This is a genomic window from Streptomyces sp. 11x1 (assembly GCF_032598905.1).
Taxonomy (GTDB): Bacteria; Actinomycetota; Actinomycetes; order Streptomycetales; family Streptomycetaceae; genus Streptomyces.
In genome coordinates this window covers 8856232-8882193 of the sequence record NZ_CP122458.1, presented here as the reverse complement: position 1 = coordinate 8882193, position 25962 = coordinate 8856232, and the positions used below count along the sequence as shown (strand labels likewise).

Genomic DNA, 25962 nt, shown 5'->3' with positions numbered 1-25962 from the left:
CCTCAGCCCTTCAGACCGGACGTGGCCATACCGTCGATCAGATAGCGCTGGAAGGCGAGGAAGAAGGCGAGCACCGGCAGCAGGGCCACCAGCGACATCGCGATCATGCCGCCGTAGTTGGCCACGCCGTCCTGGTCAACGAACATCTTCAGACCGAGCGAGACCGTGTACTTGTCCGGCTCGTTCAGGTAGATCAACGGGCCCATGAAGTCGTTCCAGGAGTTGATGAACGTGAAGATCGCGCTGGTGATGAGCGCGGGCCGGGACAGCGGCAGCACGATCGACCAGTAGATCCGGAAGTGCCCGCACCCGTCGAGCCGGGCCGCCTCGTCGAGCTCCTTGGGCAGGTTCCGCATGAACTGCACCATCAGAAAGACGAAGAACGCCTCCGTGGCCAGGTACTTCGGCAGCAGCAGCGGGGTGTAGCTGTTGATCATCTCCATGTTGCGGAACAGCACGTACTGCGGGATGAGCAGGACGTGGTACGGCAACAGGAGCGTGCCGATCATCAGCGTGAAGAGCAGGTTGCGGCCCGCGAACTTGATCTTCGCGAAGGCGTACGCGGTCAGCGAGCAGGACACCAGGATCCCGACCACCGAGCCGAGCGCGAGCACGACCGAGTTGAGGAAGAAGGTGGAGATCGGTATGTCGGCGATGCCGTCGGAGAGCCGGGTGTAGTTGGCGATGATCGGGTCGGTCGGGAGCAGATCCAGACTGCCGACGATGTCCTCGCTCTTCTTGAACGAGCCGCCGACGACCCAGATCACGGGATAGAGGATCACGGCGAGGAGTGCGAGCGACCCGATGTGCCAGGCCAGGGAACCGGGCAGCCTGCGCCGCAGTGCGGTCGCCCGCCCGGACGCTGCCGGGGCCGGGGTGATCTCGGTGGCCTGTGCGCTCATCAGGCACCCTCCTCGTAGTGCACCCAGCGCTTCTGGGACCAGAACAGCACCGCTGTCACCAGGGCGACCGCGATCAGCAGCAACCACGCCATGGCGGAGGCCAGACCCATGCGGCTGTTCTCGAAGCCCTGGACGTAGAGATAGCAGGTATAGACCATCGAACCGTCCGCGGGACCACAGGCGTTGCCGCCGGCACCGCCGCCGACGATGTACGCCGAGCTGAAGATCTGGAACGAGTGGATCGTCTCCAGCAGGACGTTGAAGAAGAGGACCGGGGAGATCATCGGCAGGGTGATGTTCCAGAACCGCCGCCACCGGCCCGCCCCGTCGACCTCGGCGGCCTCGTACAGCTCGCGCGGCACCTGCTTGAGTCCGGCGAGGAAGATGACCATGGGAGCGCCGAACTGCCAGACGGTGAGCGCCACCAGGCTGTAGATGATCAGCTCCGGGTCGCCGGTCCAGCCGCCGACGTCGATCCCGAAGATCTTCTGCGTACGGTCGACGATCGCGTCGTCGGAGAAGATCGCCTTCCAGACGATCGCGATGGAGACACTGGCTCCGATCAGCGACGGCGCGTAGAAGGCGGCCCGGTAGAAGGCCTGCCCACGCCGCTTCTGGGCCAGCAGCAGCGCCACACCGAGGGCCAGCAGCAGCTTGAGCGGCGTGCCGACGACGACGTACCACAGCGTCACCCGCACCGAGTGACGCCAGCGCGGGTCGGCGAACATCTCGGAGAAGTTGTCCAGGCCGATCCACCGGGGCGCGTCGAACAGGTTGTAGTCGGTGAACGCGAAGTAGAGCGAGGCGATCATCGGGCCTGCCGTGAGCAGCAGGAATCCGGCGATCCACGGGGACATGAAGAGATAGCCGGCCAGGTTCTCCCGGCGGCCCCGCCGCTTGAGTGCGGCGGGGCTCGGGGTGTCGGCCGGACTCTGCCGCGGCTCGGAGCGCTCGTCCTTGGACAGGCCCTCCGTCGCAGGGGCGTGTGTCACGGTGGTTCCCATCAGGTGCCGAGAGCCGTCTTCGACTCGGTGAAGAACTGCTTGACGGCGTCGTCGACCGAGCGCGTGCCGAGACCGAGTTCCTCACCGATGCGCAGGAACGCCGCCTCGCAGATGTCCGCGCCGTTCGGGTGCGGGGTGATGGGCTCCAGCACGCCCGCCGAGACGAGGGACTCCTCGTACTCGGCGATCGCCTTGTTGACCGGGTCGGTCGGCTGGAACGCGTCGTACTGGGCCTGCGTCGCGGGCACCCCGCGGTCATAGCCCATGATCTTGGCGACCTCGGGCTCGTGCACCATGAAGTCGATGAACTGCGCGACCTCCTTGGGGTGCTGCGTACGCTTGGACGCGCTGAGCATGAGGGAACCGAGGTACTGACCGGTCTTCTTGCCGTCGGTGGTCGGGATGGGCGCCAGACCGTATTCGCTCTTGCCCTCGGAGGTGTAGCGGACGGTGAAGTTGTCCCAGGTGAACTCACCGGCGGCGAGCTCCGCGGCGACCGCGGACTTGGGCTTGATCTGCGCGACCTTCTTGGGGTCGGCGAAGAGGCCTTCCTCGATGCCCTTCTCGGCCTTCGACCACCAGGCCTTCAGGTCTGCCTCGGTGAAGCCGAGCCCGTCCTCGGTGAAGAACGCCTTGCCGTTCTGGCGCAGGTAGAGGTCGTAGAGGTACATCACTCCGTACATGCCGCTGTCACCGGCGCGCCCCGCCTTGTCGCGGATCTTCTTCATCGCCGCGTCGAAGTCGTCCCAGGTCCACCCCTGCTCGGGCTTGACGCCTGACTTGGTGTAGACGGGCTTGTCGATCACCAGGGCCATCGAGTTGGACCCGACCGGAACGCCGAGCAGCTTTCCGTCGACCTCGCCGAACTTCTCCAGGCCGGCTCTGAAGCCGTCGAGGGAGAGATTGCCCGCCTCGACCTGTGGGCCGAGATCGAGCAGCACATTCTTGGCGTCATATTTCCGGAGGAAACCGATGGCATTCTGGAACACATCCGGCGGATTTCCACCGGAGGCCTGGGTGTTGAACTTCTTCCAGAAGTCGAGGTACGGCTGGAAGTCCGTCTTCACCTTGATCTTCGGGTACTTCTTCTCGAAAAGCGCGATGCTCTTCTTGATGCGCTCCGCGCGGTCCTCGGCGCCCCACCAGGCGTAACGGATCGTCACCGTCCCGTCCCCCGCACCACTGTCGCCGCCACAAGCCGTGGCCGTCGCTCCCAACCCCGCGACGGCCAGTGAGGCTCCGGCCGCCTTGAGGACCGTCCGCCTCTCAACGTTCCTGTTCTGCTGCATGGTTGAGCCTCCCCGCGACGCTGCGTCCCGCGCCATGAATCGTTTCAAGTAAGCGCTTGCTGGCACAAGGTACGGAGCCCCTCAGGAGACGTCAATGATTCGGACAGGAATTGATGGAAAGCGGAGTCGGCGACGCGCCCGGCGCTGCGGCCCCGCAGGTGACGGCCGGTCAACTGAAAGCGCAGGTGGGCGAGTTGCGGCCGATGGGCCGATCACGAAGAGGGCCGCCACGCGGCTGACGGACGAGGCTGAAAGGAGTCAGCGTGGCGCGGCCCTCCCACGCCCCCCCAACACCGACCCCACCCGGCGGGCCCACCGAGCACGAGCGCCGCGCAAGGGACACAGAAGCACCGGATTCGACCAGAGGCCGAAGCGCCAGAGGCCGCCAGAGCCGCAGCGCTGGAGGCGTCACCGAGGCCGCGCACGACCGCCGGCTCGCCTCTCGCAGCACCGGCCCTCGGCAGGGCTAACGCTCCGGGCGACACACCGCGCACCCCCGGGCCGCCACCACGAAAAACGACCCGGTCCACGTTTCCGTGGACCGGGTCGTCGTCATCCGGTGGGCGATACTGGGTTCGAACCAGTGACCTCTTCGGTGTGAACGAAGCGCTCTCCCACTGAGCTAATCGCCCGGACGCAGGAAGAACATTACCCCATGTCAGGGGGTGCCTCCGACCACACCTGGAATCCCCGCCGCCGTCCCGGCGGGCTCACTGGTTCTTGATGTTCCAGGGCATCTCGAAGCCGAACTTCCAGACGTAGAAACCGACGAGGCCGGCCACGATCACCAGGCCGATCGAGGTCAGAATGATGTTGCGGCGCCGCACCTTGGGGTCGAGGGCGCGCTGCGTGGCCTCGGTGACCTTCCGCTTGGTCCAGCGGAGCACCAGCTGGGCCCAGACGAATTCCGTCGCCCAGATCGCCATGCCCGCGAAGATCACGACCCAGCCGGGACCGGGAAGCGGAAGCATGATCACGCCCGCGACCACCACCGCCAGACCGACGACGAAGATGACCACCTGCCAGCTCAGGTGCAGCATCCGCCGCGCTCTGATGAATTCCGGCGCACGGGATCCGAGCGGCGCTTCGTTCTTGGCCACATCGGCCTCACTGTTCGCTACGTCGATGTCACTCTTCGTTCCGTCGGCCGCCAGGGCGGCCTCCCTCGGTCCGTAACTCCCCGTGTCCATACGGCCAAACCCTACCGGAGAGAAACCGGTCACCGGAATGGTCGTACCAACAGAAGACGGTCTCGGCCGGATGAGCTACCAAAAGCGACGCAAAACTCCCAGAGGGGTTTACAACGGCACCGTAGGTGGCATGTCGATTTCGCCGACGTGCGAATCCCCGAGCGCACACTGAGCGAAAGGCCTTGGCGCTTATGAACACCACGGTCAGCTGCGAGCTGCACCTGCGCCTCGTTGTGTCGAGCGAGTCCTCACTGCCCGTTCCCGCGGGACTGCGGTATGACACGGCCGATCCCTACGCCGTGCACGCCACCTTCCACACCGGAGCAGAGGAAACCGTCGAATGGGTGTTCGCCCGCGACCTCCTCGCCGAGGGGCTGCACCGGCCCACCGGCACCGGTGACGTCCGTGTCTGGCCGTCGCGCAGTCACGGCCAGGGCGTCGTGTGCATCGCCCTGAGCTCCCCGGAGGGCGAAGCCCTCCTCGAAGCCCCGGCGCGGGCCCTGGAGTCCTTCCTGAAGCGCACAGACGCCGCCGTGCCGCCCGGCACGGAACACCGGCACTTCGACCTCGATCAGGAGCTCTCGCACATCCTGGCGGAGAGCTAGGGGCCGAGAGCCACAGAGCCGCCCGGCGCCGTCCACTCGGGGAGACGGCTCGGGCCCGTACAACCGAATACGGCTTCAGGCCGACCCATCGACGCCGTCGTCGCGGATCCCCGCGCGGCGGCGTCGCTGTGTCGTGGCAGCGCGAACCGGCGAACCGGGCACGAATCGGACCCCTGGCCCGTTCCGCTCGTACCAGGGGTCCTCCAGGGAGCTCCGGTACGGTCCACACCGGCCCGCCGCCCGCCGAACCATTACCATCGGCCAGCATCGGCGGGCGCCCGCCCGACCCTCGCAGGCCAGGGAGCGAAACGTGCTGATCACCCACGACACCCGGTGTTCCCTCGACGCCGTGGTCGATCTGGTGAACACCGCGCCGGAGAACGACCCGGCGACCGACGGGCTCGCGACCGTCGCGGCGCTCGCCGACTTCGTGCGAAACCACGAGGTCAGCGAGGTCGGAGTGCTGACGGAGCTCGACCTCGCGGCCGTGCGCAGGGTGCGTGGCCGGTTCGCGGAGGTCTTCGCGGCCCCCGACCCGGCCTCGGCCGCCGCCGTCATCAACGAACTGATCGCCGCCGCGGGCACCACACCCCGGCTCACCGACCACGACGGCTACGACTGGCATGTGCACTACTTCGCCCCCGGCGCGTCGCTGGCCGACCACCTCGCCGCCGACTGCGGCATGGCGCTCGCCTTCTTCGTGGTCGCCGGGGAACAGGAGCGGCTGCGCCGCTGCGAGGCGCCCGACTGCAGACGGGCTTTCGTGGACCTCTCCCGCAACCGCTCCCGCCGCTACTGCGACAGCCGTACCTGCGGAAACCGCCTGCATGTGGCCGCCTACCGGGCACGCCGCAAGGAGGCGGCGGGCTGAGCGGATCGCCGGCCCTCGACCCGTGTGCACGTACGAGGACTGACGGAGCCCTCGACGGGTGACGTCAGGGGCTCCGTTTACAGCTCACAGCATCAGCAGGTCGTGCAGTGACGCCATGAGCAGCAGGCAGCCGATCACCGCTAGGAAGATCATCAGCGGTGGCTGGGAGAGCGCGAAGAGACAACCTCGTCGCTCCTCGGGCGGGGCGGCGGTGTCGCTCGGTGTTGTGTCCAGCATCTCGCCGCGATGATGACGCAGCGGAGACCCTCCGCGCGATCAACCAACCCGGAATGACGGAGAGTTCGCCAATATCCACAACCTACGGAGCGAACGTGATCACTTCGGCGCCGCTGCCCGACCTTCTGTGTCGCTTCAGTCCGCACCCCTTCACAAGGTCGGAGGCCGTGCCGCCGGTGATCAGATGCCGTGCTTCTTCAGGATCGCCTCGATGTCGCTGAAGTCGTCCGCACCGGACGCACCGGAACCCGCCGCCCGAGGGGTCACCTCCGGGCGCGCCGCCGGGCGGGCGCCCTGGCCGAGCGAGGGCGCCGAGGCCGTCGGGGCTATCGCCTCCGTACGGGACGCCCTGGTCTCCTTGCGCTCCTTGCCGGTGACCCCGCGGCGCCGCTCCACGGCGCGGGTGGTCATGAAGAGGAACCAGGCGGCGCCGAGCACACCGAAGCCGACCCACGCGGTGGGGCTGAACGCGGTGTCGGCCAGCCACTCGACGACTCCGGTCATCACCAGGCCGAGCGGAACGAGGGAGTAGGCGGCGATACGGGCCGCACGGAGGAACCGCTTCCGATACGCCGTGATCGCGGCGATGCCCAGGCCCGCCGCTGAGACGGCGGCGCAGACTGTCTCGGCAATCATCCGGTCCTCCAGGCGGTGCTCGGTCGGGCGTTCGCGTTGCGTCCCTTCCATCCTGCACCGCCAGGCGTCCGATATGCCATGGTCCGGGGAGACCTCAGGGACATCTCCGGGTCGTCTCGGGGTCGATGTTCACGCCCGGGCCGCTACCGGGCCACGTCCGGGCACGGGCCCGGAAGCTGGGAGACTGATCTCATGAGCGACTCCTCCCCCGTGCCGTCCGCCGTCGTCCTGGACGTCTGGTGTGAACTCCAGTGTCCCGACTGCCGCAGCGCCCTCGACGACATCCGCGCGCTGCGGGCCCGCTACGGCGACCGGCTCGACGTACGGCTGCGGCACTTCCCGCTGGAGAAGCACAAGCACGCCTTCGCCGCCGCGCAGGCCGCCGAGGAGGCCGCGGAGCAGGGGCAGGCGTGGCCGTACGTCGAGGCGGTGCTCGGCCGGGTCGAGGAGCTGGGCCGGGCCGGAGAGCCGTTCCTGGTGGAGGCGGCCCGTGAACTCGGGCTGGACGCCGAGGAGTTCGACACGGCGCTGATCGACGGCCGGCACATCCTGATCGTCGACGCCGACCAGGCCGAGGGCAAGGCGATCGGCGTGACGGGCACGCCCACGTACGTCATCGGCGGCGAGCGTCTCGACGGCGGCAAGAGCCAGGAGGGGCTGCGCGAGCGCATCGAGGAGATCGCCGACCGGCTGCTGAACGAGAGCGTCTGAGCACCTTCGGCCACCGGCGGCGGCGCCCGTGATCCACACGGCCCGCTGTCGTGGGCCACGCGCCCTTGGGGCCACCAGTCCGGGGCCAGGCCCCCCGTACCGGGCGGGACCCCGTGCGCCCCACGACCGTTCAGAGCAGCGGCTTGGAGAGGTGGTGGCTGGTCGTCTCGTAGCCGAGGGAATCGTAGAGGCATTCGGCCCGGAAGTTGCCCGCGAAGACGTTGAGCCCGATCGCGGGCTTACCAGCCTCTATCGCCTGGGCCTCGGCCAGCAGCATCAGTGTGCGGCCGTGGCCCCGGCCCCGGTGGGCGGCGTCCGCCTCGACGTCGTACACGAAGGCCCGGTCGTCGGTCAGCCACAGCCACAGGGTGCCGACCCTAGTGCCCTCGTGCTCCAGCACGCTGCACAGGTTGTTCGCGGAGGCCACGCCCTGCGGGAGACAGCGCTCGTAGTCCAGGGCGGCCTTCGCGTACGCCTCCGCCTCGGGCATGCCACGGGCGATCCAGTCCTGGGCGTAGCCCTCCCGCCCGGCTTCCTTCCAGGGCCCGTACTCGGCCTCCGTCATGGGCCTGCCCCTGCTGCCCTCGGGCAGTTCGGGCGCGGTCCCGCCGAGGGCCTTGCTCATGTTCCGGTTGCGCAGGACGTACCCGAGCGTCTGGGCCAGCCGCAGGGCGGGCTCGGCGTCGGCCGGTACGGACACCTCGATCCGCCGGCAGCCCCAGCCGCGGGCCACCTCCTCGGCGGCGAGCGCCGCCACGGTGGCCCGGCCCCGCCGCCGGTCCGGTTCGTCGATGCGCAGGTCCAGGATGCGCGCGGCCGTCGATCCGGGGTCAGGGCGCGTGCCGAGGTGTATCTCGCCGACGGGACGGCTGTTGACACACACCTGGTAGCGACGTGAGCGCGTTCCGTCGGCGGCCTGTTGAAGCGGCTCGATGGGCCGCAGGGTGGTGGTCATCAGCAGTGTTCTACCCGCCGCGAGGCGTGGAGTCCGCCGAATGTCGTCAGCATTCTCGGGACCGCGTGAACGGGTCCCGATCACGGATCCAGGTCGTCGCCGGACCGCTCGTCGAAGACACGCATCGCCTTGACCGTCACCGGGCCAGGGGCGGCCGACAGCTCGCGGGCGTCGACACGGTGCACGGCCTGTACGTCGCGCAGGCTCGACGTCAGGAAGATCTCGTCGGCGCGGTCCAGGACGTCCAGCGGCAGGTCGGTCTCGCGGGCGCCGGTCCACTCGACGACGAGGGCGCGGGTGATGCCCGCGAGGCAACCGGAGGCGACCGGCGGTGTGTGGAGCTCCCCGTCGAGGACGACGAAGACGTTGGAGCCCGTGCCCTCGCAGAGCTGCCCCACCGTGTTGGCGAACAGCGCCTCGGTGGCGCCCTGTTCGTGGGCGCGGGCGAGAGCGACGACGTTCTCGGCGTACGAGGTGGTCTTCAGGCCGGTGAGGGCGCCGCGCTCGTTGCGGGTCCACGGGACGGTGATCGCGGCGGTGGAGTCGGCCCGCCGGGCGGTCTCGCCGAGGGCGACGACGAGCGTCGGGCCGTGGTCGCCGCGGTCGGAGCCGAGCGGGGAGAGGCCGCCGGTGTAGGTGATGCGCAGCCGGCCGAGCGCGACCGGTTCGGCCTCCAGGACTGCGGAGCAGGCGCGGCGCACCTCGTCGAGGTCGGGCTCGGGCAGACCGAGTCCGCGGGCCGAGAGGGCCAGCCGGTCGAGGTGGCGGGTCAGCGCGAACGGCCGGCCCCCGACCGCCTTCACGGTCTCGAAGACGCCGTCACCCACGGTCAGTCCGTGGTCGAGGACGGAGACACGGGCGGAGTCGGTGTCCTGCAGTCCGCCGTCGAGCCAGATCTTCACGTAAGGGTCCTCCCACTCGCCTCGTACGTCCCCGACGCTACCGCGAGCAGCCGGGCGGCCTTCAGCTCGGTCTCGCGCCATTCCGCCTCGGGGTCCGACCCCCAGGTGATGCCCGCGCCGGTGCCGAAGCGCAGTTCGCCCGCCGCCCGGTCGATCCAGAAGGTGCGGATGCCGACGGCCAGCTCGGCGGTGCCCCGGTCGGCGTCGACCCAGCCGACTCCCCCGCAGTAAGGGCCGCGCGGGGCGGTCTCCAGGGCGTCGATGATCCGCAGGGCGCTCGACTTGGGCGCCCCGGTGACGGAGCCGGGCGGGAAGGTGGCGGCTAGCAGTTCGGGCCAGCCTGCGTGCTCGCGCAGTTCACCGCGCACCAACGACACCAGGTGCACCAGCCCCGGGTGCTTCTCCACGGCGCAGAGGTCGGGGACGGTCACGGTGCCGGTGGCGCAGACCTGCCCGATGTCGTTGCGGACAAGGTCGACGATCATGACGTTCTCGGCGTAGTCCTTCTCCAGGAGGTCCGCCTCGGTCGCTCCGGTGCCCTTGATCGGACCGGATTCGACGAGCCTGCCCTCGCGGCGCAGAAAGAGTTCGGGGGAGGCAGTGGCGATCTCGACACCGTGCACCGGGAGGCGAATCGTTCCTGCAAAGGGGGCCGGGTTGCCGCGGGCCAGCAGCGCGGTCAGGGCGTCCACATCCGCGTCCGGCGCGACGGGCGCCGAGAGCACCCGGCAGAGGTTCGCCTGGTACACCTCGCCGGCGGCGATGTGCTCACGGATGCGGCGTACACCCGCCGTGTACGCAGCGCGGTCGAGCGAGGACGTCCAGTCGTCGACGCGCGGCCCGCGCCACTCCCCCGGCACGGGGGCGGGCGCGGGCGCGCGATGTACGTCACTGAAGCGCGCGCACACCAGACCACCCTCGTAGTCCGCGCACACGGCCCAGAAGCCGGAGGAGTCCAGGGCGGCGGCGTCGCTGGTCACATCGGTGAGACCGGTGGCCACGAGGTTGCCGAAGCGGGCGAGCGGAGGGAGGTCGGGCACGCAGTCGAGTCTAGGACGGGTGCCCCGCGGGCGGGCCCGGCCGGGTCCCGCACTGGACGCAGCGCAGCACGCTGCACAAACGCGTTTTTGTACTGGCCCCGGAATCCGCTAGAGTTCAACTCGTCGCCGGGACGCGGAAGCGAAACGGAAACGACAAGCGGACGTAGCTCAGTTGGTAGAGCGCAACCTTGCCAAGGTTGAGGTCGCCAGTTCGAACCTGGTCGTCCGCTCGTAGGAACGTGGGGGATCTTCACGAACCCCCTCACTCCTGGTGGAGTGGCCGAGAGGCGAGGCAACGGCCTGCAAAGCCGTCTACACGGGTTCAAATCCCGTCTCCACCTCCAAGGACGATTAGCTCAGCGGGAGAGCGCTTCCCTGACACGGAAGAGGTCACTGGTTCAATCCCAGTATCGTCCACTGAGGCCTGTCGGCCTCCGGAGCCGTACGGCTTCAGCCCGCGCGATTAGCTCAGCGGGAGAGCGCTTCCCTGACACGGAAGAGGTCACTGGTTCAATCCCAGTATCGCGCACGCAAGATCCACAGCCCCGGCTGTGATCCCGAGGACGATTAGCTCAGCGGGAGAGCGCTTCCCTGACACGGAAGAGGTCACTGGTTCAATCCCAGTATCGTCCACACACACCGAGCCCCCGGCCGTCTCGTACGGCCGGGGGCTTCGTCGTGCAAGCGCTCGTCGTGCGAGCGAAGGGCGCGGATGCGCCCCGCGCGCCTCAGCTGGAGAACAGCATGTGACCGAAGCCTCGGTTGTGCTGACCCCCGTGGTGGCCGCCGTGGTGCCCACCATGGTGACCGCCGTGCGGGGCGCCCCAGGCCGGGGCGTTGTGGCCGCCGCCCGCCGGGTACTGCGGAGCGGCCGGCGGCGGGGGGACGCCCGGGCCACCGGCCCACTGACCCTCCAGGCGGGTCAGCGCCTCCAACTCGCCGTAGTCGAGGAAGATCCCGCGACAGCCGCTGCACTGCTCGATCTGGACGCCACTGCGGTTGTAGGTATGCATCGGCGCATGGCACTTCGGACACTGCATGTGCATGGTTCGGCTCAACTCCTCGCCGTTCGGTCCTGCTTCGCGTTACGCCTGGACAGACATCGTCCGGCTGCGGTCGGTTGCACCCTACTTCGGGAAAGGCTCCACCAACTCCGGCGGGATGCTTCCTATTCGGTCACATGCGTCCACAACGGACTGCTGCGCGTCGTCGAGGGGGTGACCGGCCGCGGTGGACTTCGCGATCGCCAGGGCCGCGGTCTGCACGGTCAGTGCGCGGGCCGGTACGTCCAGTGAGGGCCAGGGGTCCCCGTGCGGGGGGACCGCGGGGCCGCCGGCCCGCTGGTATGCGGTGAGGAAGCGGGTCCAGTCGTCGGGGTGCAGGAGGCCGCAGGCGAACCAGGCCGCCGGGCGGGCGAGGTCCCAGGTGGGGACTCCCACGCCCAGGTCGTCGACGTCGATGAGGCGCCAGGGGCCGGTGGTCGCGGGGTGGCGGACCAGTTGCCCGAGGTGCAGATCGCCGTGGCAGAGGGTGGCCGTGTCCGGCATGGGTGCCTCGTTCCTCGCCCAGGCGGGGAGGGTGCGCCAGGCGCGGAGGATCGATGGCGTGGCGGGGTGGTGGGGTGCCGTGGCTTCGAGGCGGGCGATGGCCCGGGCGGCCTTGACCGGGCCGCGCATGGGCGGCAGGCCCGGGGGTGGGGTCTGTCGGTGGAAGCGGGCGAGGAGGGTGGCCGCCTCCACCCAGGGGGCGGCCTCCGGGGTGTCGGGGTCGACTGGGGTGCCGTACGGCCAGAACGTGACGAGGCGGCCGTGGAGGGGGGTGGGGGTGGGGTCGAGGGGCGCCAGGAGGGTGTCGGGGTTAGCGGCGGCGACGGTCAGGCGGAGGGCCAGCCGGGTGGGGTCGGTGTTGGGGGCGTGGGCCTTGGCGACGGTGTCCGCGTGACGGACGACCGTGCCGTCTGCGCGTGCCGCGAGGACCGTGTCGGGGTGCGCGCAGGGGGTGGGGTGGGGGTGGGTCGCGCGTCGCACCTTGGCCCTAAGGGCGGGGAGTACGTCGGCGTCGGCGTCGGTTGTGGCGGTCATGGGTCCCCCTGCGAATGTCGTACGGCGCTGCGGGTGAGCGTACGTCCGGGTGCGGGGTGGTGGGGCGGGTCAGGGGAAATCCCGCTGCTCGGCGGTCACGAGGCGCCGCCTGCGCCCACCCGTGCCGCCCCAGCGGCACGATTGCCCGCAGGAGAGTGGAGCGGGGCGGGGCGGGGCGGGCTGGAGCGTTGTGGGGTGGAGCGGGGCGGGGTGGAGCGGAGTGAGGTGGAGCGGAGTGGGGTGAGGCGGAGGGGGTGGGGTGGGAAAGGCAGAGCCGTGCCGGGCCGCAGGACTGCCAGCATCGAGGCGCAGTCGGCGCCACGCCGCAGGCGGCAGGCGGCAGGCGGCAGGCGGCAGGCGGCAGGCGGCAGGCGGCAGGCGGAGCTTGGCCGCCTGCCGCAGGGCCGCAGGGCCGCAGGGCCGCAGGGCCGCAGGGCCGCAGGGCCGCAGGGGGCAGGGCCGCAGGCGCAGGGCCGCAGGGCCGCAGGGGCCGCAGGCCGCAGGGCCGCAGGGCCGCAGGGGCAGGCCGCAGGGCCGCAGGGCCGCAGGGCCGCAGGGCCGCAGGGCCGCAGGGCCGCAGGGCCGCAGGGCCGCAGGGCCGCAGGGCCGCAGGGCCGCAGGGCCGCAGGGCCGCAGGGCCGCAGGGCCGCAGGGCCGCAGGGCCGCAGGGCCGCAGGGCCGCAGGGCCGCAGGGCCGCAGGGCCGCAGGGCCGCAGGGCCGCAGGGCCGCAGGGCCGCAGGGCCGCAGGGCCGCAGGGCCGCAGGGCCGCAGGGCCGCAGGGCCGCAGGGCCGCAGGGCCGCAGGGCCGCAGGGCCGCAGGGCCGCAGGGCAAGCTTGGTCGGCGGGAGAGCAACGCCGGACGGGACCGTAAGCCGACGGGAGAGCGAGGCCGGCGGGAGCGCGACGGGGGTTGGTTCTGGGATAGGACAACGCCCGCGCAGCTCCCCAGCTGCGCGGGCGTTTATTTGCCGTCCGCCGCACCCCCGTCCCCACGGGGTTTCATGGGTGGATGTCCCCGCCCGGACCGCTCTTCCGGGCCTGGGGTCGCCGCTCAGCGCCCCAGCATCACACCCACGGACGACGCTTGTGTGACCACTGCTTCCCAGCCGCCGAAGGCGTACACGAGCAGGGTCGCCAGGGGGAGGACCATCGCGGTCGCGACCAAGGGGTGGCGACGACCCGCGCGGCGGTCGGCGGTGAACACCCCGCGCTCCCGTGCGCGGATCGCGGTCCGCGGTGCCGTGTGGGCCATGGTCCCTCCTCCGACTTCTCGTAGGTCTTGCTCTGTCGTTGGCAGCGGCGGGTGCCTGACCTCGGGGGACGAGTGCTGCACCCGCCGCTTGACCTCAAATCTAGGCGCGCGGCCCGTCCGGGTCGTCATGCCCTCGTACCGATTGCCGGGCCTCCCCGAGGATGAGCGGTGACCTGCGACGTACTCCCCAGGGTGGAGACGGGGTCCTAGGTCTCGGGGTCTTCCCGGAAGGGACGTCCGGTCTGCCCCCTGTTGTCACTCTGTCGTCACGCGGTCATCACGCCGTTCGCTCCGAGCCGTCCTCCCGGGGCACCGGCTGTTCGACGAGGGCCAGGACCCTGTTGGCCATGAACCTGGCCGTTCGTACGACAGAGCCATTGCGGGTGACTTCGCTCACTTCCACTACACCTCGGCGTACCGCCGTCTCCACCCGGCGGCCCGCCCTGCTCGCGATCACCTCGTAGGTGCGCGTCGTGTCCCCGGCGTCGACGACTATCTCCACACGGTCACCCTTCACGGGTTCAATCCCCCTTCTGTGGTGGGTGGTTGGGATCACAGGTAGCCCAACACCGGCCCGAACTCCTGTTCCCTGACCACCTTTCAAGTTTCCCACCCGGCACTGACAATCGATCGGGTCGTGAGGGCGCGGCCTCTGCGCACGCCCGGCCCTGGAAACGTAAGCTGTGGCTCGTCAGACGGAACGGGCAGCGGGGATGAACATGGCGATGATGCGCCTGAGGCGCGAGGACCCGCGCGTCGTCGGCTCGTTCAGGATCCACAGACGGCTCGGCGCGGGCGGAATGGGCGTCGTCTACCTGGGCTCCGACCGGCGTGGACAGCGCGTCGCGCTCAAGGTGATCCGGCCGGATCTGGCGGAGGACCAGGAGTTCCGGTCGCGGTTCGCGCGCGAGGTGTCGGCGGCGCGGCGGATCAGGGGCGGGTGCACCGCCCGGCTGGTCGCCGCCGATCTGGAGGCGGACCGTCCGTGGTTCGCCACGCAGTACGTGCCGGGGCCGTCGCTGCACGACAAGGTCGCCGAGGAGGGGCCCATGTCGGCCGCCGACGTGGCCGCCGTCGGTGCCGCCCTCTCCGAGGGGCTCGTGGCCGTGCACGAGGCCGGGGTCGTGCACCGGGATCTGAAGCCGTCCAACATCCTGCTGTCCCCGAAGGGGCCGCGGATCATCGACTTCGGCATCGCCTGGGCGACCGGGGCGTCCACTCTGACCCATGTCGGCACGGCCGTCGGGTCGCCCGGGTTCCTCGCGCCCGAGCAGGTGCGCGGGGCCGCGGTCACACCGGCCACGGACGTCTTCTCCCTCGGGGCCACCCTCGCCTACGCGGCGACCTCCGACTCACCCTTCGGACATGGCAGTTCGGAGGTCATGCTCTACCGGGTGGTGCACGAGGAACCGCAGCTGCGCGGCGTGCCCGACGCGCTCGCCCCGCTGGTCCGCGCCTGTCTGGCGAAGGCCCCGGACGAGCGGCCCAGCACCCTGCAACTGTCGCTGCGGCTCAAGGAGATCGCCGCACGTGAGGCGCAGGGGCTGGCCGATGTCCGCCCGCCCGCGCCGCGCGGCGATCCGGACCGGCCCTCGGGGCGGCTCGCGGAGCAGTACGTCGACCAGCGGACGTTGCGGCAGCCGCCGGAGACCCGTCGGGCGCAGCCGGGTGCGGCGGGTACGCCGTCGCCGCGGACCGGAGGTGGCTCCCGGACGGGCGGGGGCGGCGGTGCACACACCGGTGGCGGCTCGCGGTCGGGGGCCCGGCCCGGGTCGTCGCGCAACACCTCCGGGGCGGGGAAGCGGCCCGCACCGCGCAGTGGTGCGGGGCGGCCGGGGCCGCGGACCAACGGGACCGGGCGGCGGCCCGCCAATCCCCGGCTGCTGCGGCAGCGGCTCTTCGTCTTCGTCGTGGTGACGTTGCTGGCCGCGCTCGGGATCGCGACGGCCCAGGGGTGCCAGGGGCCGTCGCGGGGCCTCGGGGACGACGGTCTCCGGCCCGAGCGGGCGGTTGTGGAGTCGGGCGGCAGTTGAGAGGCGCTCCGGGCGGTCGGAAGACCGAGCTCGGAGCTGCTGTTCGGTTGTTCGCCGCGGGTGCGTGGGGGGCTGGACGGGCGGCTCCCCACACCCCTTACGGGGCCGGGTGTGGGCGGCCCGTCGCCACCGCGTAGAAGGCGACCGCCGCCGCCGCGCCCACGTTGAGGGAGTCGACCCCGTGGGCCATCGGGATGCGGACCCATTCGTCGGCGGACATGAGGGCCTTGGTGGAGAGGCCGTCGCCCTCGGCGCCGAGCATCAGGGCCACGCGGTCCATACGGTGCGGGGCGGCCTCGTCCAGGGACTTCGCCTTCTCGTCCGGGGTGAGGGCGAGGAGGGCGAAACCGGCGTCGCGTACGGCGTCGAGGCCCTTGGGCCAGGTGTCGAGACGGGCGTAAGGGACCGAGAAGACCGCGCCCATGGAGACCTTGACGCTACGGCGGTAGAGCGGGTCGGCGCAGTCCGGGGAGAGCAGGACCGCGTCCATGCCGAGGGCGGCGGCGGAGCGGAAGATCGCGCCGATGTTGGTGTGGTCGTTGACCGACTCCATGATCACGACCCGGCGGGCGGCCCCCAGGAGCTGGTCGGCCGTCTGCAGCGGCTTGCGCTGCATGGAGGCGAGGGCGCCCCGGTGCACGTGGTAGCCGGTGACCTGTTCGGCGAGCTCGGGGCTGACCGCGTAGACGGGGGCCGGGAGTTCGTCGATGACGTCGCGCATGACGTCGACCCACTTCGCGGAGAGCAACATCGAGCGCATCTCGTAGCCGGCTTCCTTGGCCCGTCTGATGACCTTCTCGCCCTCGGCGATGAACAGGCCCTCGGCGGGTTCGCGTCTGCGGCGCAGCTCCACGTCGGTCAGGCCGGTGTAGTCGCGCAGGCGCGGGTCGTCGGGGTCCTCAACGGTGATGAGATCGGCCACAGGGTGATACTGCCTTGTCCTGGGTGTGGTGCCAACGGCTCGGGACGGGTGTGTTACCGGTGGTTACAATTCCGCTCCCCGTGCTCCGGGGGCGCCTGCCGGGGTTTAGGCGTGCGTCCCGGGGCCCACCTTCACCACCTCGCCGATGACGATGACCGCCGGCGGCTTGACCTCTGCCGTCCGCACGGTCTCGGCGACGGTGGCGAGGGTCGCGTCGACCCGGCGCTGTGCGGCCGTGGTGCCCTCCTGGATCAGGGCGACCGGGGTGTCCGGGGACTTGCCGTTCGTCACCAGGGTCTCCGCGATCCGGCCGATCTTGTCGACGCCCATGAGGATCACGAGGGTGCCGGTGAGGCGTGCCAGGGCCGGCCAGTCCACCAGGGAGCGCTCGTCGTCGGGGGCCACATGGCCGCTGACCACGGTGAACTCGTGGGCGACGCCCCGGTGGGTGACCGGGATGCCGGCCGCGCTCGGGACGGAGATCGAGCTGGAGATGCCGGGGACGACCGTGCACGGGATGCCGGCCTCGGCGAGGGCCTGGAGCTCCTCCATGCCGCGACCGAAGACGTACGGGTCACCGCCCTTGAGGCGGACGACCGACTTGCCCTGCTTCGCGTGTTCGATCAGCGCGTTGTTGATGGCCTCCTGCGCCATGAAGCGGCCGTACGGGATCTTCGCCGCGTCGATCACCTCGACGTGGGGCGGGAGTTCGGCGAGGAGGTCGCGGGGGCCGAGGCGGTCGGCGATGACGACATCGGCCTCGGCGAGGAGGCGGCGTCCGCGCACGGTGATCAGGTCCGGGTCACCGGGACCACCGCCGACGAGGGAGACGCCGGGGGTGCGGGTGCGGTGATGGGGGGCGACGAGGGTGCCGTCGCGCAGGCCCTCGACGACCGCGTCACGGATGGCGGCGGTGTGGCGAGGGTCGCGGCCCTCGGCGCGGGCGGTGAGGACGGCGACCGTGACGCCCTCGCTGTGGCCGGTCGCAGGAGTCCAGGCGGTGGCCTCCTCGGCGCTGTCGGAGCGCACGCACCAGATGCGGTGGCGCTCCGCCTCAGCGGACGCGCGGGCGTTCGCCTCCGGGTCGCCGGTGGCGATCAGGACGTACCAGGCCTCGGCGAGGTCGCCCTCCGCGTAGCGGCGCTTCTCCCAGGTCAGCTCGCCCGCGTCCACCATCGCCTCCACGGAGGGTGTCGCGCTCGGCGAGACGAGGACGATGTCGGCACCGGCCGCGATGAGGGCGGGCAGGCGGCGCTGGGCGACCTGGCCGCCGCCGACGACGACCACGCGGCGGCCGGCGAGGCGGAGGCCTACGGGGTAGGCGGGGTGTTCGGCCATGAGGGTGCGGCTCCCTGCGGGGCTTTGTGCGGGTGAGGTGCGCTGCGGCTGTGGAGCGACCCTGACGTGCGGATTCTAAGGGGCGGGTGGGAGGTGAGGCTCAGCAGGTGCATGGCTGAGCGCCGTTGTTGAGTACAGCCCGGCGGACGGCTGTGCCCACCCTCCCCCATTCTCGACTTCGCTCGAACGGGAGGTGCCCCAGTCGCCCCAGCGGAACGACTGCCCACAACCACGGCCCTGCCGAGAACGAACCCGGCGCCCACTCGTCCTCTACTTCTCGGTCACCCCCGCCGAGTCGAACGTCGCCACCTCGTGCATCGCTCGTGCCGCGCTCTGGACCACCGGGAGGGCCAGGAGGGCGCCGGTGCCCTCGCCGAGGCGGAGGTCGAGGTCGACCAGGGGGCGCAGGCCCAGTTTCTGGAGGGCGGCCACATGGCCCGGCTCCGCACTGCGGTGGCCCGCGATGCACGCGGCGAGGACCTCGGGAGCGATGGCGCGGGCCACCAGGGCGGCCGCGCCGGCGCTGACGCCGTCGAGGATCACCGGTGTACGGAGGGAGGCGCCGCCGAGGAGGAGGCCGACGATGGCGGCGTGTTCGAAGCCGCCGATGGCTGCCAGGACGCCGATGGGGTCGGCGGGGTCCGGCTGGTGGAGTTCGATGGCACGGCGGACGACCTCGGTCTTGCGGGCGAGGGTCTCGTCGTTGATGCCGGTGCCCCGGCCGGTGACCTCGGAGGGGTCGGCGCCGGTGAAGACGGCGATCAGGGCGGCGGAGGCCGTGGTGTTGGCGATGCCCATCTCACCTGTGAGCAGCGCCTTGTTACCGGCCGCCACCAGATCACGGGCCGTCTCGATGCCCACCTCGATGGCCTGCTTGGCCTCCTCGCGGGTCATCGCGGGGCCGGTGGTCATGTCGGACGTACCGGCGCGGACCTTGCGCGGCAGCAGCCCCGGGGTGGCCGGGAGGTCGCTCGCCACGCCCACGTCCACGACGCAGACCTCGGCGCCCACCTGGGCGGCGAAGGCATTGCAGACCGCTCCCCCGCCGAGGAAGTTGGCGACCATCTGGGCCGTCACCTCCTGGGGCCAGGGGGTGACGCCCTGGGCGTGGACACCGTGGTCGCCCGCGAAGATCGCGACGGCCGCGGGCTCCGGGATCGGCGGCGGGCACTGGCGGGACAGCCCGGCCAGCTGGGCGGAGATGATCTCCAGCATGCCGAGGGCGCCGGCCGGTTTGGTCATGCGCTTCTGCCGTTCCCACGCCTCGCCGAGCGCCTTGGCGTCCAGCGGGCGGATACCGGCGACGGTCTCGGCGAGGAGGTCGTGCGGCTCGGCGCCGGGCAGGGCGCGGCGGCCGTACGTCTCCTCGTGGACGACCCAGGACAGCGGGCGGCGCTTGGCCCAGCCCGCCTGCATCAGCTCGGGCTCCTCCGGGAACTCGTCGACGTACCCGACGCACAGGTACGCCACGACCTCCAGGTGTTCGGGGAGGCCGAGGGCGCGGACCATCTCGCGCTCGTCGAAGAAGCTGACCCAGCCGACGCCGAGGCCCTCCGCGCGGGCCGCGAGCCACAGGTTCTCGACCGCGAGCGCGGAGGAGTAGGGCGCCATCTGCGGCTGGGTGTGGCGGCCCAGGGTGTGGCGGCCGCCGCGGGTCGGGTCGGCGGTGACGACGATGTTGACCGGGGTGTCGAGGATCGCCTCGATCTTCAGTTCCTTGAACTGCTTCGCCCGGCCCTTGGGCAGCGACTTGGCGTACGCCTCGCGCTGGCGCTGGGCGAGTTCGTGCATGGTGCGGCGGGTCTCGGCCGACCGGATGACCACGAAGTCCCAGGGCTGCGAGTGGCCTACGGAGGGGGCCGTGTGGGCGGCCTCCAGGACACGGAGCAGCACGTCGTGCGGGATGGGGTCGGAGCGGAAGCCGTTGCGGATGTCGCGGCGCTCCCGCATGACCTTCAGGACGGCCTCGCGCTCGGCGTCGTCGTAGGGGGGCGCGGCCGGACCGGTGGGCTGCCGCACTTCGTCCCTCACGTCTTCGGGTACTTCTTCCACCGGGGCCGCGCTCTCTTCGGCTGCTGATTCCACTGCTGCTGCCTCCGGCGCCGTCGTTTCGTCGTCCTCCTGGCCGGCGGCCCTGGTGTCGAGGTCCTCGGCGCTCTGGACGACGTCCGGGTGGGCGCCGGCCGCCGCGAGCGGCTGCGGTACGACGATCGTCTCGGCCTCGGAGTCCCGGGGGGCGGGGACCCTGGCAGCCACGGGCTCGCCCTCCGTCTCCGGTGCGCCCTCAGTCGTCGCTGTCTGCGGCTCGGGCGCGTCCGTCTGTCCCTCGGCGGCCGGGAACTCGGCAGCGGCGGGCGTCGGGCCGGCGTGCTCGGGGAGCGGAGGAAGCACCAGCGCCTCGGTCTCGGGCGCAGGCTCCTGGGAGCTCACCGCGAGGGCCGGGGCGTCGGCCTCGGGCTCGGCCGGGGGCTGGATGACGGCGCCCTGCGGGGCATCGATCCCGGAGGCCGGTGCTGCCTGGGCGTCTGCGGCGAGCGGCTCGGCGACCGACGGGTCGGCGGAGGCCGGGTCCACGGATGCGGGGGCGGGGGCGGCCGTGGGCTCGGCGGGAGGCGGGACCTCGCCGGTCGACTCGTCGGCGGGGGCGGGGTCTTGGGCGTCCGCGTCGTCGGTCGGCTGGACCGCCGCGTCCGCTTCCGTGGCCTCCGGCTCGGCGGTGGTGTCGGAGGTGAGGGGCTGCGCGGGCTCCGGCTGCGGGACGGTCACGGCGGCCTGGGCCGCCACGGCCGGGTCCTGGCTCGGGTCCTGATCCTGGTCCTGGGTCTGGCCTTGGGCCGGGTCCTGTTCCTGGTTCGCCGGGTTCGCGGCGGGTGCGTCCGGCTCGGCGACCTGCGGGTCCTGGCCCGTGGGGTGCGGGCCCGCCTGGTCGGTCTCCGTCGGCTGGGGCTCCTCGGCGGCCGGGGTCTGCGCCGACTGCGCGGGGTCCTGCGCGGGCTCGGTGTCCGGGGCCGTGTCCGGCGGGACCTCGGCGGTCTGCTCGGCCGAGGACGCGGCGGCGTTCTCCTCATCCGGCGCGACGGCCGCGGTCTGCGGGTCCGGGGCTTCGGTGGAGGCCGGCTCGTCGGGCACGGCAGTCGGCGTCTGCTGCTGGGGTGCGGTGGCGGGCTGCTCGGGGCCCGCTGCCTCGGTCGGTGGCGTCGCCGGGTCTGCGGTCACGGCTTCGGGCTGCGACGGCACGGGCGCCTCTGCGGGCCGGTCCTCGGCGGAAGCGTCGACCGGGGCGGCGGCCTCCGTCTCCGGTGCGGCCTGGGGGGCGTCCTGTGCCTCGTCGACGGTCTGTGCCGCGATCGGCTCGGGGTCCTGTGCGGCCGGGGGGAAAGGCGTCGCGTCCGGTGCCTGTGCGGCCGCGGTGGCAGCGGCGGCCTCCTCGGCGGCCGGGGCCCCGACGACCTGGGTTTCGGGAGCCTGGGCCTCGGGAGTCATCGCGGCCTGCTCGGGCTGCGGCGCCTCGGCCTGCGGAGGCTGCGCGGGCTCCTCGACGGCCCCAGCCGCGGCCGCGGCTTCGGCCGTCTCCGCAGCCGTGGGCTCGACGGCAGCCCCGGGGACAGGAATCTGGTGCTGGTCGGAGGCGGGTGCCTCGACGGATGGGGGGACCTGGGCGGGCTCGACGGCTCTGGGTGCCTCGGCCACCTGCGAGGCCTCGGCCTCAGCCGTCGTCTGGGCCGCCTGCGGAACCTCGACGGCCGTTGCGGCGGCATCGGCGGCCGGAGCCTCGACGTGGGCGGCCGGCGCATCAGCCGTCTCCGGCGCTTCCGTGACCTCGGGGGCCTGGAGGTGTGCCGCGACCGGCGTCCCGACCGCCTCCGGGGTGCGGAACTGCGCGACCGCGGCCTCCTGGGCCAGGGCGTAGGCGGCGTCCTGCGCCTGGTGGAGGGCCTCGAGGTCCTGGACCTCCTCGTCGGCCGCCGCGCCCTGCGGGGCCTCCGCCGCCAGCGGCGCCTCGGCCACGGCCACGGAGAGGGGCGTCTCCTGCGGAACGACCGTTTCTGCAGCCGCTCCCCCTTCGGCGACTCCCCGCGCGGGAGCGGCCTGGGCGGGGGCGCCCACCCACTGCGACACAGGCTGCTGTGGCCCGTCGAGGTACTCCGGACCGGTGGTGGAAGGACCGGCGTGGCGTGCGGCGCCCGGCGGTACGGGAGCGCCGGCCGGGCCCCGGTCGGCGAGGGAGCGGACCGGGCTGGCGGAGGCGTCGGGGGTCGGCGGGCCGAGGTGCAGCGGGCGGCGGGCCACCGGCGGCTGCGGGACGGGCGTCGCGACGGGGGTGCGGACGGCACTGAGGTCGTGCGCGCCGCTGTCGCGACCGGACATCTCGTGCGGTCCCGGCTCGTGGACGACCTGGACGACGGGCTCGGGGGCGGGCGGCGGCATCTCGTTGCCCCACGCGCCCTGGGCGCCCGGCAGCAGAAGGTCCTCGTCCTCGGCGGCGGTCTCGGAGAGGTAGGTGTACGCACCCGGCGCGGGGACGCCCGGCTGCTCCACCATGCCTGCGCTCTCCGGCAGTCCCTCGCCCGGGACCTGGCCGGTGTCGGTCATGCGTACCCCTCGCCCATCGGTTAGTGCCTCCATGCCAGCTGGCCCGGGAACGGCGCACCTACCGCCCCCACTGTGGAGAACGAGCGTGCGTGCCCAGCGGCACGTGACGACCCGCCTGCATGTCGACAAAGCCATTGAAGGGCCATTGTCCCGGTCGTCCCCCCGTCGCGACAGCTTGATCCGCGACGGTCCGCTGTGGACTGCGCCACGTTGCGCGTCCTCCCCGTTGCGCCTTACCACACACGCTCCCAAATCGGGCGCGCTTTTAGGACATTGACCGACGAAGTGCCGGGTGTCGAAGTGCGGTACGACAGTCGGCCAGCCTACCGCGCCGGTACGACAACCGGATCACGGGGAACGTTCGGGCAGGGCCGCGCTGAGCAGGAACGCGACGCTCCGTTCCCTCTCCGTCCAGGCCCTTGTATCGAGTTCGACGGACTGGACGAACTCGCAGCGGACCTCGTACCCGTGCTCGGTCAGGTCGCGTCCGACGCGTTCGGCGGCGGGGCGGGTGAGCGCGTGGGTGACGATGCGCTGGGGGCGGCGGTCAGCGACGGCGGAGACGACTGCCGCTCCCCCGCCGCCGACGCGGACGACATCGGGTTCGGGCAGGTTCTCCAGGACGTGCGGGGCGGCGCCGTGGACCACTTGGAGCTGGACGCCGAAGCGGCGGGCGGCGAGGGTCGTACGGCCGCAGGCCTCGGGGTCGCGGTCGACGGCGATGACGGCGGCCCCGCTGCGGGCGGCCTCGGTGGCGAAGGCGCCGCTGCCGGAGCCGATGTCCCAGACGAGGTCGCCCACGCGCGGGCCCAGGCGGGCGAGTTGGGAGGAGCGCAGCAGTTCCGCCTCGCCCTCGCCCGCAGCGGCGCCGTAGACGTGGGACGGCAGCGCCCAGCCGCGCGGCCCGGTGGCGGGGTCGCGGCCCGCCAGCCAGCCGCCGCCCTCGGCCGCGGTGGCGGGGCCGCCGATGGCGATGACGAGGTTGGGGTCGCGCCAGGTGCGGTCGACGGCCTTGTCGGAGCTGAGGACGGTGACCCGCTCGCGTTCCGTGCCGAGTTCCTCGCAGACCACGAAGGTGCGGTGAACTCCTTCGAGCAGCAGGCCCAGTTCGGCGGGTCCGGCGCCGGGCGAGGTGAGGACGGCGACCTTGGCGTGGGCGCGGCACACGTTGACCGCGCGGCGCAGCGTACGGCGGTGGGCGACGACCACCTGTGCGTCGTCCCAGGGCATGCCCGCGCGGGCGAAGGCGGCGGCCACCGAGGAGACGCCGGGGACGACCTCGACCTCCAGGCCGAACTCGGGGGCCCTGAGGGTGCGGACGACGCCGAAGAAGCCCGGGTCGCCGTCGGCGAGGACGACGGCGGTGCCCCTGTGGCCGGCGATGCGGCGGGCGGCGAGGGCGACACTGCCGAGGCGGATGCGTTCGGCTGCGGGGGGCACCTCGGGCAGGGCGAGGTGGTGGGCCGCGCCGGCGACCAGCGTGGCGGCGGCGAGGGCGGAGCGCGCCGCGGCGGTCAGGGGGGAGCCGTCCCAGCCGATCACCGTGACCCGGTCGGCCATCGTCGTCAGTCTCCAGAGGGTCTTCGCAGGTCGTCGGTCAGCCCGCTCGGGGTCCCGTGAGGGTACCTGGTGACGGGGTGGGCCCCGGCGGCCGGGCGGCGGCCTCGCGCTTACCCGTGGGTTGTTCAGTTCCAGTCCGAGTAGGAGCCGAAACCACCGCTGCCGGCCAGTTCCTCGCTGACGCCCTCGATGTCCTCGGGAAGCAGGCTCCAGACGATGAAGTCCGTGCGGATCTCGGTCCAGCCGTCCTCGGGGGTGCGGGTCCGCGCTATGCAGGCGTTGCGCAGCACACCCTCGCTGATACAGCCGATCTTCTGCGCGACCTGCTGGGAAGCGGTGTTGTCGGCGGCGGTGCGCAGCTCGATGCGTTCGAACTTCTGCTCACGGAACAGCCATTGGGCGGTGGCGAGGGCGGCTTCGGAGGCGTAGCCCTCGCCGCGTGCCCAGGGGGCGACGACGTACGAAAGCTCAGTGGCCCGCACGTGCCAGTCCGTCCCGGTCAGTTGGATGACGCCGACCAGCCGCTGGGTGAGGAACTCGGTCACCGCGAGGCCGAGGCCGCGTCCGGAGGTGCGTTCGGTGGGCGCGTAGTCGGCGATCCAGGTACGCGCCTCACGTTCGGTGAAGGGTTGCGGGACGTCGGTCCAGGCCATCACCTGTTCGTCGTTCATCATCTCGGTGAACGCCTGGATGTCGTCCTCGTCGAACGGGCGCAGAACCAACCGATCCGTGCTGATGGAGATGTCGGGAAAGGTGCTCGTCATGCGCCGCTCCGTAACCTTCGAAAACTTTGAGAGCCTGCTGAACTGCCCAGCATGCAGCATGAAGGCACTGAATCGCACCACAGGGTCCACTCCCCGTGAGGGAGCGGACCCCATGCGTGGCGATACGCCGTATACGTACGGTCGGAATGTGTGCGGACCGGCGGACGGTCAGAAGGACGGGATGACGGAGCCGTTGCTCCACTTGTCCTGGATGAACTTCCGAACCTCGTCCGAGGTGAGGAGCTTGGCGAGCTTCTCGACGCGCGGGTCGTCCTCGTCGCCCTCCTTGACGGCGAGGAAGTTGCCGTTGGGGTTGTCCTTGGCGGGCTCGACGGCGAGGGCGTCGTCGGCGGGCGAGAGGTCGGCCTCCAGGGCGTAGTTCCCGTTGATCACCGCGGCGTCGACGTCGTCCAGGGAGCGCGGGGTCTGGGCCGCCTCCAGCTCCTTGAACTTGAGCTTCTTCGGGTTCTCGGTGATGTCGGCGGGGGTCGCGTCGGTGCCCACGCCGTCCTTGAGCGTGATGATCCCGGCGGAGTCGAGGAGCTTGAGGGCACGCGCCTCGTTGACCGTGTCGTTCGGTACGGCGACGGTCGCGCCGCTCTTGAGGTCGTCCTTGCTCTTGACCTTGTTCGAGTAGAGACCGAGCGGCTCCAGGTGCACGGTGACGACGGGCACGATGTGGGTGCCCTGCTTCTTGTTGAAGTCGTCGAGGTACGGCTGGTTCTGGAAGTAGTTGGCGTCCACGGAGCCGTCCTCGGTCGCCGTGTTCGGCAGGACGTAGTCGGTGAACTCCTTGACCTCCAGGTCGAGGCCCGCGTCCTTCGCCAGGTTGTCCTTGACGAAGTTCAGGATCTCGGCGTGCGGGGTGGGGCTGGCGGCGACGACCAGCGGGCCGCTCGTGTCGGACGCGCCATCGGTCTTGTCCGCGCCGCAGGCGGTGAGTCCGAGGGTGAGGGCTCCGGCGGCAAGCACGGCGGTGGTGAGCTTGGCGGTGTTACGCACGAAAAGTGCCTTTCCTTTTGGGTGGAGCAGTCCCGTCTTGGGTGGGACGGGAGAACTGTGGGTGGCCCAGGAAC

Annotated in this window: 23 protein-coding genes and 6 tRNA genes; 9 read left to right on the top strand and 20 right to left on the bottom strand. The window is 71.6% G+C overall.

Going from position 1 to position 25962, the window contains the following annotated elements:
• Window positions 1-2: 2 nt before the first annotated feature.
• The 5 genes from P8T65_RS39085 to P8T65_RS39065 all read right to left on the bottom strand — a co-directional run bounded on the left by P8T65_RS39085 (window position 3) and on the right by P8T65_RS39065 (window position 4385).
• The gene (locus P8T65_RS39085) at window positions 3-902 is read right to left on the bottom strand and encodes a carbohydrate ABC transporter permease (RefSeq protein ID WP_316730088.1); all 900 of its coding nucleotides are present in this window, start codon (window positions 900-902) and stop codon (window positions 3-5) included.
• Complete coding sequence (locus tag P8T65_RS39080; protein WP_316730087.1) at window positions 902-1906, bottom strand: sugar ABC transporter permease; 1005 nt, start codon at window positions 1904-1906, stop codon at window positions 902-904. Before P8T65_RS39080 ends, P8T65_RS39085 begins: the two co-directional genes overlap by 1 nt.
• Entirely contained in the window at window positions 1906-3195 is a 1290-nt protein-coding gene (locus P8T65_RS39075; protein WP_316730086.1) for an extracellular solute-binding protein, read from the bottom strand. Before P8T65_RS39075 ends, P8T65_RS39080 begins: the two co-directional genes overlap by 1 nt.
• Before the next feature lie 560 nt (window positions 3196-3755).
• Window positions 3756-3827, bottom strand: a tRNA-Val gene (locus P8T65_RS39070).
• Window positions 3828-3905: 78 nt separating this feature from the next.
• On the bottom strand, window positions 3906-4385 hold the full coding sequence (locus P8T65_RS39065) for a TIGR02611 family protein (protein WP_316731866.1): 480 nt from the start codon (window positions 4383-4385) through the stop codon (window positions 3906-3908).
• Between the two features lie 191 nt (window positions 4386-4576).
• On the opposite strand from P8T65_RS39065, the gene P8T65_RS39060 reads away from it, so the two are divergent.
• Both P8T65_RS39060 and P8T65_RS39055 read left to right on the top strand, forming a co-directional pair.
• Window positions 4577-4990 (top strand): SsgA family sporulation/cell division regulator, encoded by a 414-nt coding sequence (locus P8T65_RS39060; RefSeq protein ID WP_004002642.1) that lies wholly within the window; start codon window positions 4577-4579, stop codon window positions 4988-4990.
• 310 nt (window positions 4991-5300) lie between these two features.
• Window positions 5301-5861, top strand: coding sequence for a CGNR zinc finger domain-containing protein (locus P8T65_RS39055; protein WP_316730085.1), 561 nt, complete (start codon window positions 5301-5303; stop codon window positions 5859-5861).
• An 84-nt stretch (window positions 5862-5945) separates the two neighbouring features.
• Here the strand turns inward: P8T65_RS39055 and P8T65_RS39050 are convergent, their stop codons facing one another.
• Together P8T65_RS39050 and P8T65_RS39045 are read right to left on the bottom strand one after the other, a co-directional pair.
• Window positions 5946-6098 carry a hypothetical protein gene (locus tag P8T65_RS39050; protein ID WP_184896304.1) on the bottom strand — a complete coding sequence of 51 codons (153 nt, stop codon included), beginning with the start codon at window positions 6096-6098 and terminating at the stop codon, window positions 5946-5948.
• A gap of 180 nt (window positions 6099-6278) precedes the next feature.
• Window positions 6279-6734 (bottom strand): hypothetical protein, encoded by a 456-nt coding sequence (locus P8T65_RS39045; RefSeq protein WP_316730084.1) that lies wholly within the window; start codon window positions 6732-6734, stop codon window positions 6279-6281.
• Window positions 6735-6926: 192 nt separating this feature from the next.
• Between P8T65_RS39045 and P8T65_RS39040 the strand changes: the two genes are divergently transcribed.
• On the top strand, window positions 6927-7445 hold the full coding sequence (locus P8T65_RS39040) for a DsbA family protein (RefSeq protein WP_316730082.1): 519 nt from the start codon (window positions 6927-6929) through the stop codon (window positions 7443-7445).
• A 130-nt stretch (window positions 7446-7575) separates the two neighbouring features.
• Here the strand turns inward: P8T65_RS39040 and P8T65_RS39035 are convergent, their stop codons facing one another.
• From P8T65_RS39035 to P8T65_RS39025, 3 genes are all read right to left on the bottom strand, one after another.
• Window positions 7576-8400 (bottom strand): GNAT family N-acetyltransferase, encoded by an 825-nt coding sequence (locus tag P8T65_RS39035; RefSeq protein ID WP_316730080.1) that lies wholly within the window; start codon window positions 8398-8400, stop codon window positions 7576-7578.
• 80 nt (window positions 8401-8480) lie between these two features.
• Window positions 8481-9302: an aminodeoxychorismate lyase gene (locus P8T65_RS39030; protein ID WP_316730078.1), complete on the bottom strand. Its 822-nt coding sequence runs from the start codon at window positions 9300-9302 to the stop codon at window positions 8481-8483.
• Window positions 9299-10342 carry a chorismate-binding protein gene (locus P8T65_RS39025; protein WP_316730077.1) on the bottom strand — a complete coding sequence of 348 codons (1044 nt, stop codon included), beginning with the start codon at window positions 10340-10342 and terminating at the stop codon, window positions 9299-9301. The genes P8T65_RS39030 and P8T65_RS39025 overlap by 4 nt, the downstream gene beginning before the upstream one ends.
• 157 nt (window positions 10343-10499) lie before the next feature.
• Between P8T65_RS39025 and P8T65_RS39020 the strand changes: the two genes are divergently transcribed.
• From P8T65_RS39020 to P8T65_RS39000, 5 genes are all read left to right on the top strand, one after another.
• Window positions 10500-10572: transfer RNA gene (locus tag P8T65_RS39020), tRNA-Gly, on the top strand.
• A 40-nt stretch (window positions 10573-10612) separates the two neighbouring features.
• A tRNA-Cys gene (locus P8T65_RS39015) sits at window positions 10613-10686 on the top strand.
• Between the two features lies 1 nt (window position 10687).
• Window positions 10688-10759, top strand: a tRNA-Val gene (locus P8T65_RS39010).
• Between the two features lie 40 nt (window positions 10760-10799).
• A tRNA-Val gene (locus tag P8T65_RS39005) sits at window positions 10800-10871 on the top strand.
• 32 nt (window positions 10872-10903) lie between these two features.
• Window positions 10904-10975 (top strand) — tRNA-Val (locus tag P8T65_RS39000).
• Window positions 10976-11070: 95 nt separating this feature from the next.
• Here the strand turns inward: P8T65_RS39000 and P8T65_RS38995 are convergent.
• The 4 genes from P8T65_RS38995 to P8T65_RS38980 form a co-directional block, all read right to left on the bottom strand.
• Window positions 11071-11382 carry a zf-TFIIB domain-containing protein gene (locus P8T65_RS38995; protein WP_316731865.1) on the bottom strand — a complete coding sequence of 104 codons (312 nt, stop codon included), beginning with the start codon at window positions 11380-11382 and terminating at the stop codon, window positions 11071-11073.
• An 87-nt stretch (window positions 11383-11469) separates the two neighbouring features.
• Window positions 11470-12423 (bottom strand): aminoglycoside phosphotransferase family protein, encoded by a 954-nt coding sequence (locus P8T65_RS38990; RefSeq protein WP_316730075.1) that lies wholly within the window; start codon window positions 12421-12423, stop codon window positions 11470-11472.
• A 1052-nt stretch (window positions 12424-13475) separates the two neighbouring features.
• Window positions 13476-13676, bottom strand: a complete 201-nt coding sequence (locus P8T65_RS38985) for a hypothetical protein (RefSeq protein ID WP_316730074.1) — start codon at window positions 13674-13676, stop codon at window positions 13476-13478.
• Window positions 13677-13953: 277 nt separating this feature from the next.
• Window positions 13954-14193, bottom strand: coding sequence for a hypothetical protein (locus P8T65_RS38980; RefSeq protein WP_033532621.1), 240 nt, complete (start codon window positions 14191-14193; stop codon window positions 13954-13956).
• Window positions 14194-14389: 196 nt separating this feature from the next.
• Here P8T65_RS38980 and P8T65_RS38975 point away from each other — a divergent pair, with 196 nt between their 5' ends.
• Window positions 14390-15709 carry a protein kinase domain-containing protein gene (locus tag P8T65_RS38975; RefSeq protein WP_316730072.1) on the top strand — a complete coding sequence of 440 codons (1320 nt, stop codon included), beginning with the start codon at window positions 14390-14392 and terminating at the stop codon, window positions 15707-15709.
• Window positions 15710-15806: 97 nt separating this feature from the next.
• On the opposite strand, the gene P8T65_RS38970 is transcribed toward P8T65_RS38975, so the two are convergent.
• From P8T65_RS38970 to P8T65_RS38945, 6 genes are all read right to left on the bottom strand, one after another.
• The gene (locus P8T65_RS38970; protein WP_316730070.1) at window positions 15807-16631 is read right to left on the bottom strand and encodes an RNA methyltransferase; all 825 of its coding nucleotides are present in this window, start codon (window positions 16629-16631) and stop codon (window positions 15807-15809) included.
• Between the two features lie 105 nt (window positions 16632-16736).
• Window positions 16737-17969 carry a uroporphyrinogen-III C-methyltransferase gene (gene cobA, locus P8T65_RS38965; protein WP_316730068.1) on the bottom strand — a complete coding sequence of 411 codons (1233 nt, stop codon included), beginning with the start codon at window positions 17967-17969 and terminating at the stop codon, window positions 16737-16739.
• A 270-nt stretch (window positions 17970-18239) separates the two neighbouring features.
• Window positions 18240-22562 (bottom strand): nicotinate-nucleotide--dimethylbenzimidazole phosphoribosyltransferase, encoded by a 4323-nt coding sequence (cobT, locus tag P8T65_RS38960; protein ID WP_316730067.1) that lies wholly within the window; start codon window positions 22560-22562, stop codon window positions 18240-18242.
• Window positions 22563-22910: 348 nt separating this feature from the next.
• Complete coding sequence (cbiE, locus tag P8T65_RS38955) at window positions 22911-24122, bottom strand: precorrin-6y C5,15-methyltransferase (decarboxylating) subunit CbiE (RefSeq protein WP_316730065.1); 1212 nt, start codon at window positions 24120-24122, stop codon at window positions 22911-22913.
• A 125-nt stretch (window positions 24123-24247) separates the two neighbouring features.
• Window positions 24248-24886 carry a GNAT family N-acetyltransferase gene (locus P8T65_RS38950; RefSeq protein WP_316730064.1) on the bottom strand — a complete coding sequence of 213 codons (639 nt, stop codon included), beginning with the start codon at window positions 24884-24886 and terminating at the stop codon, window positions 24248-24250.
• 168 nt (window positions 24887-25054) lie between these two features.
• The gene (locus P8T65_RS38945) at window positions 25055-25888 is read right to left on the bottom strand and encodes a MetQ/NlpA family ABC transporter substrate-binding protein (protein WP_316730063.1); all 834 of its coding nucleotides are present in this window, start codon (window positions 25886-25888) and stop codon (window positions 25055-25057) included.
• Window positions 25889-25962 lie beyond the last annotated feature (74 nt).

Coding starts and splice junctions, on each gene's coding strand:
- P8T65_RS39085 (WP_316730088.1), bottom strand. CDS start 902: ATGAGCGCACAGGCCACCGAGATCACCCCGGCCCCGGCAGCGTCCGGG.
- P8T65_RS39080 (WP_316730087.1), bottom strand. CDS start 1,906: ATGGGAACCACCGTGACACACGCCCCTGCGACGGAGGGCCTGTCCAAG.
- P8T65_RS39075 (WP_316730086.1), bottom strand. CDS start 3,195: ATGCAGCAGAACAGGAACGTTGAGAGGCGGACGGTCCTCAAGGCGGCC.
- P8T65_RS39065 (WP_316731866.1), bottom strand. CDS start 4,385: ATGGACACGGGGAGTTACGGACCGAGGGAGGCCGCCCTGGCGGCCGAC.
- P8T65_RS39060 (WP_004002642.1), top strand. CDS start 4,577: ATGAACACCACGGTCAGCTGCGAGCTGCACCTGCGCCTCGTTGTGTCG.
- P8T65_RS39050 (WP_184896304.1), bottom strand. CDS start 6,098: ATGCTGGACACAACACCGAGCGACACCGCCGCCCCGCCCGAGGAGCGA.
- P8T65_RS39045 (WP_316730084.1), bottom strand. CDS start 6,734: ATGATTGCCGAGACAGTCTGCGCCGCCGTCTCAGCGGCGGGCCTGGGC.
- P8T65_RS39040 (WP_316730082.1), top strand. CDS start 6,927: ATGAGCGACTCCTCCCCCGTGCCGTCCGCCGTCGTCCTGGACGTCTGG.
- P8T65_RS39035 (WP_316730080.1), bottom strand. CDS start 8,400: ATGACCACCACCCTGCGGCCCATCGAGCCGCTTCAACAGGCCGCCGAC.
- P8T65_RS38995 (WP_316731865.1), bottom strand. CDS start 11,382: ATGCAGTGTCCGAAGTGCCATGCGCCGATGCATACCTACAACCGCAGT.
- P8T65_RS38990 (WP_316730075.1), bottom strand. CDS start 12,423: ATGACCGCCACAACCGACGCCGACGCCGACGTACTCCCCGCCCTTAGG.
- P8T65_RS38985 (WP_316730074.1), bottom strand. CDS start 13,676: ATGGCCCACACGGCACCGCGGACCGCGATCCGCGCACGGGAGCGCGGG.
- P8T65_RS38975 (WP_316730072.1), top strand. CDS start 14,390: ATGAACATGGCGATGATGCGCCTGAGGCGCGAGGACCCGCGCGTCGTC.
- cobA (WP_316730068.1), bottom strand. CDS start 17,969: ATGGCCGAACACCCCGCCTACCCCGTAGGCCTCCGCCTCGCCGGCCGC.
- cobT (WP_316730067.1), bottom strand. CDS start 22,562: ATGACCGACACCGGCCAGGTCCCGGGCGAGGGACTGCCGGAGAGCGCA.
- cbiE (WP_316730065.1), bottom strand. CDS start 24,122: ATGGCCGACCGGGTCACGGTGATCGGCTGGGACGGCTCCCCCCTGACC.
- P8T65_RS38950 (WP_316730064.1), bottom strand. CDS start 24,886: ATGACGAGCACCTTTCCCGACATCTCCATCAGCACGGATCGGTTGGTT.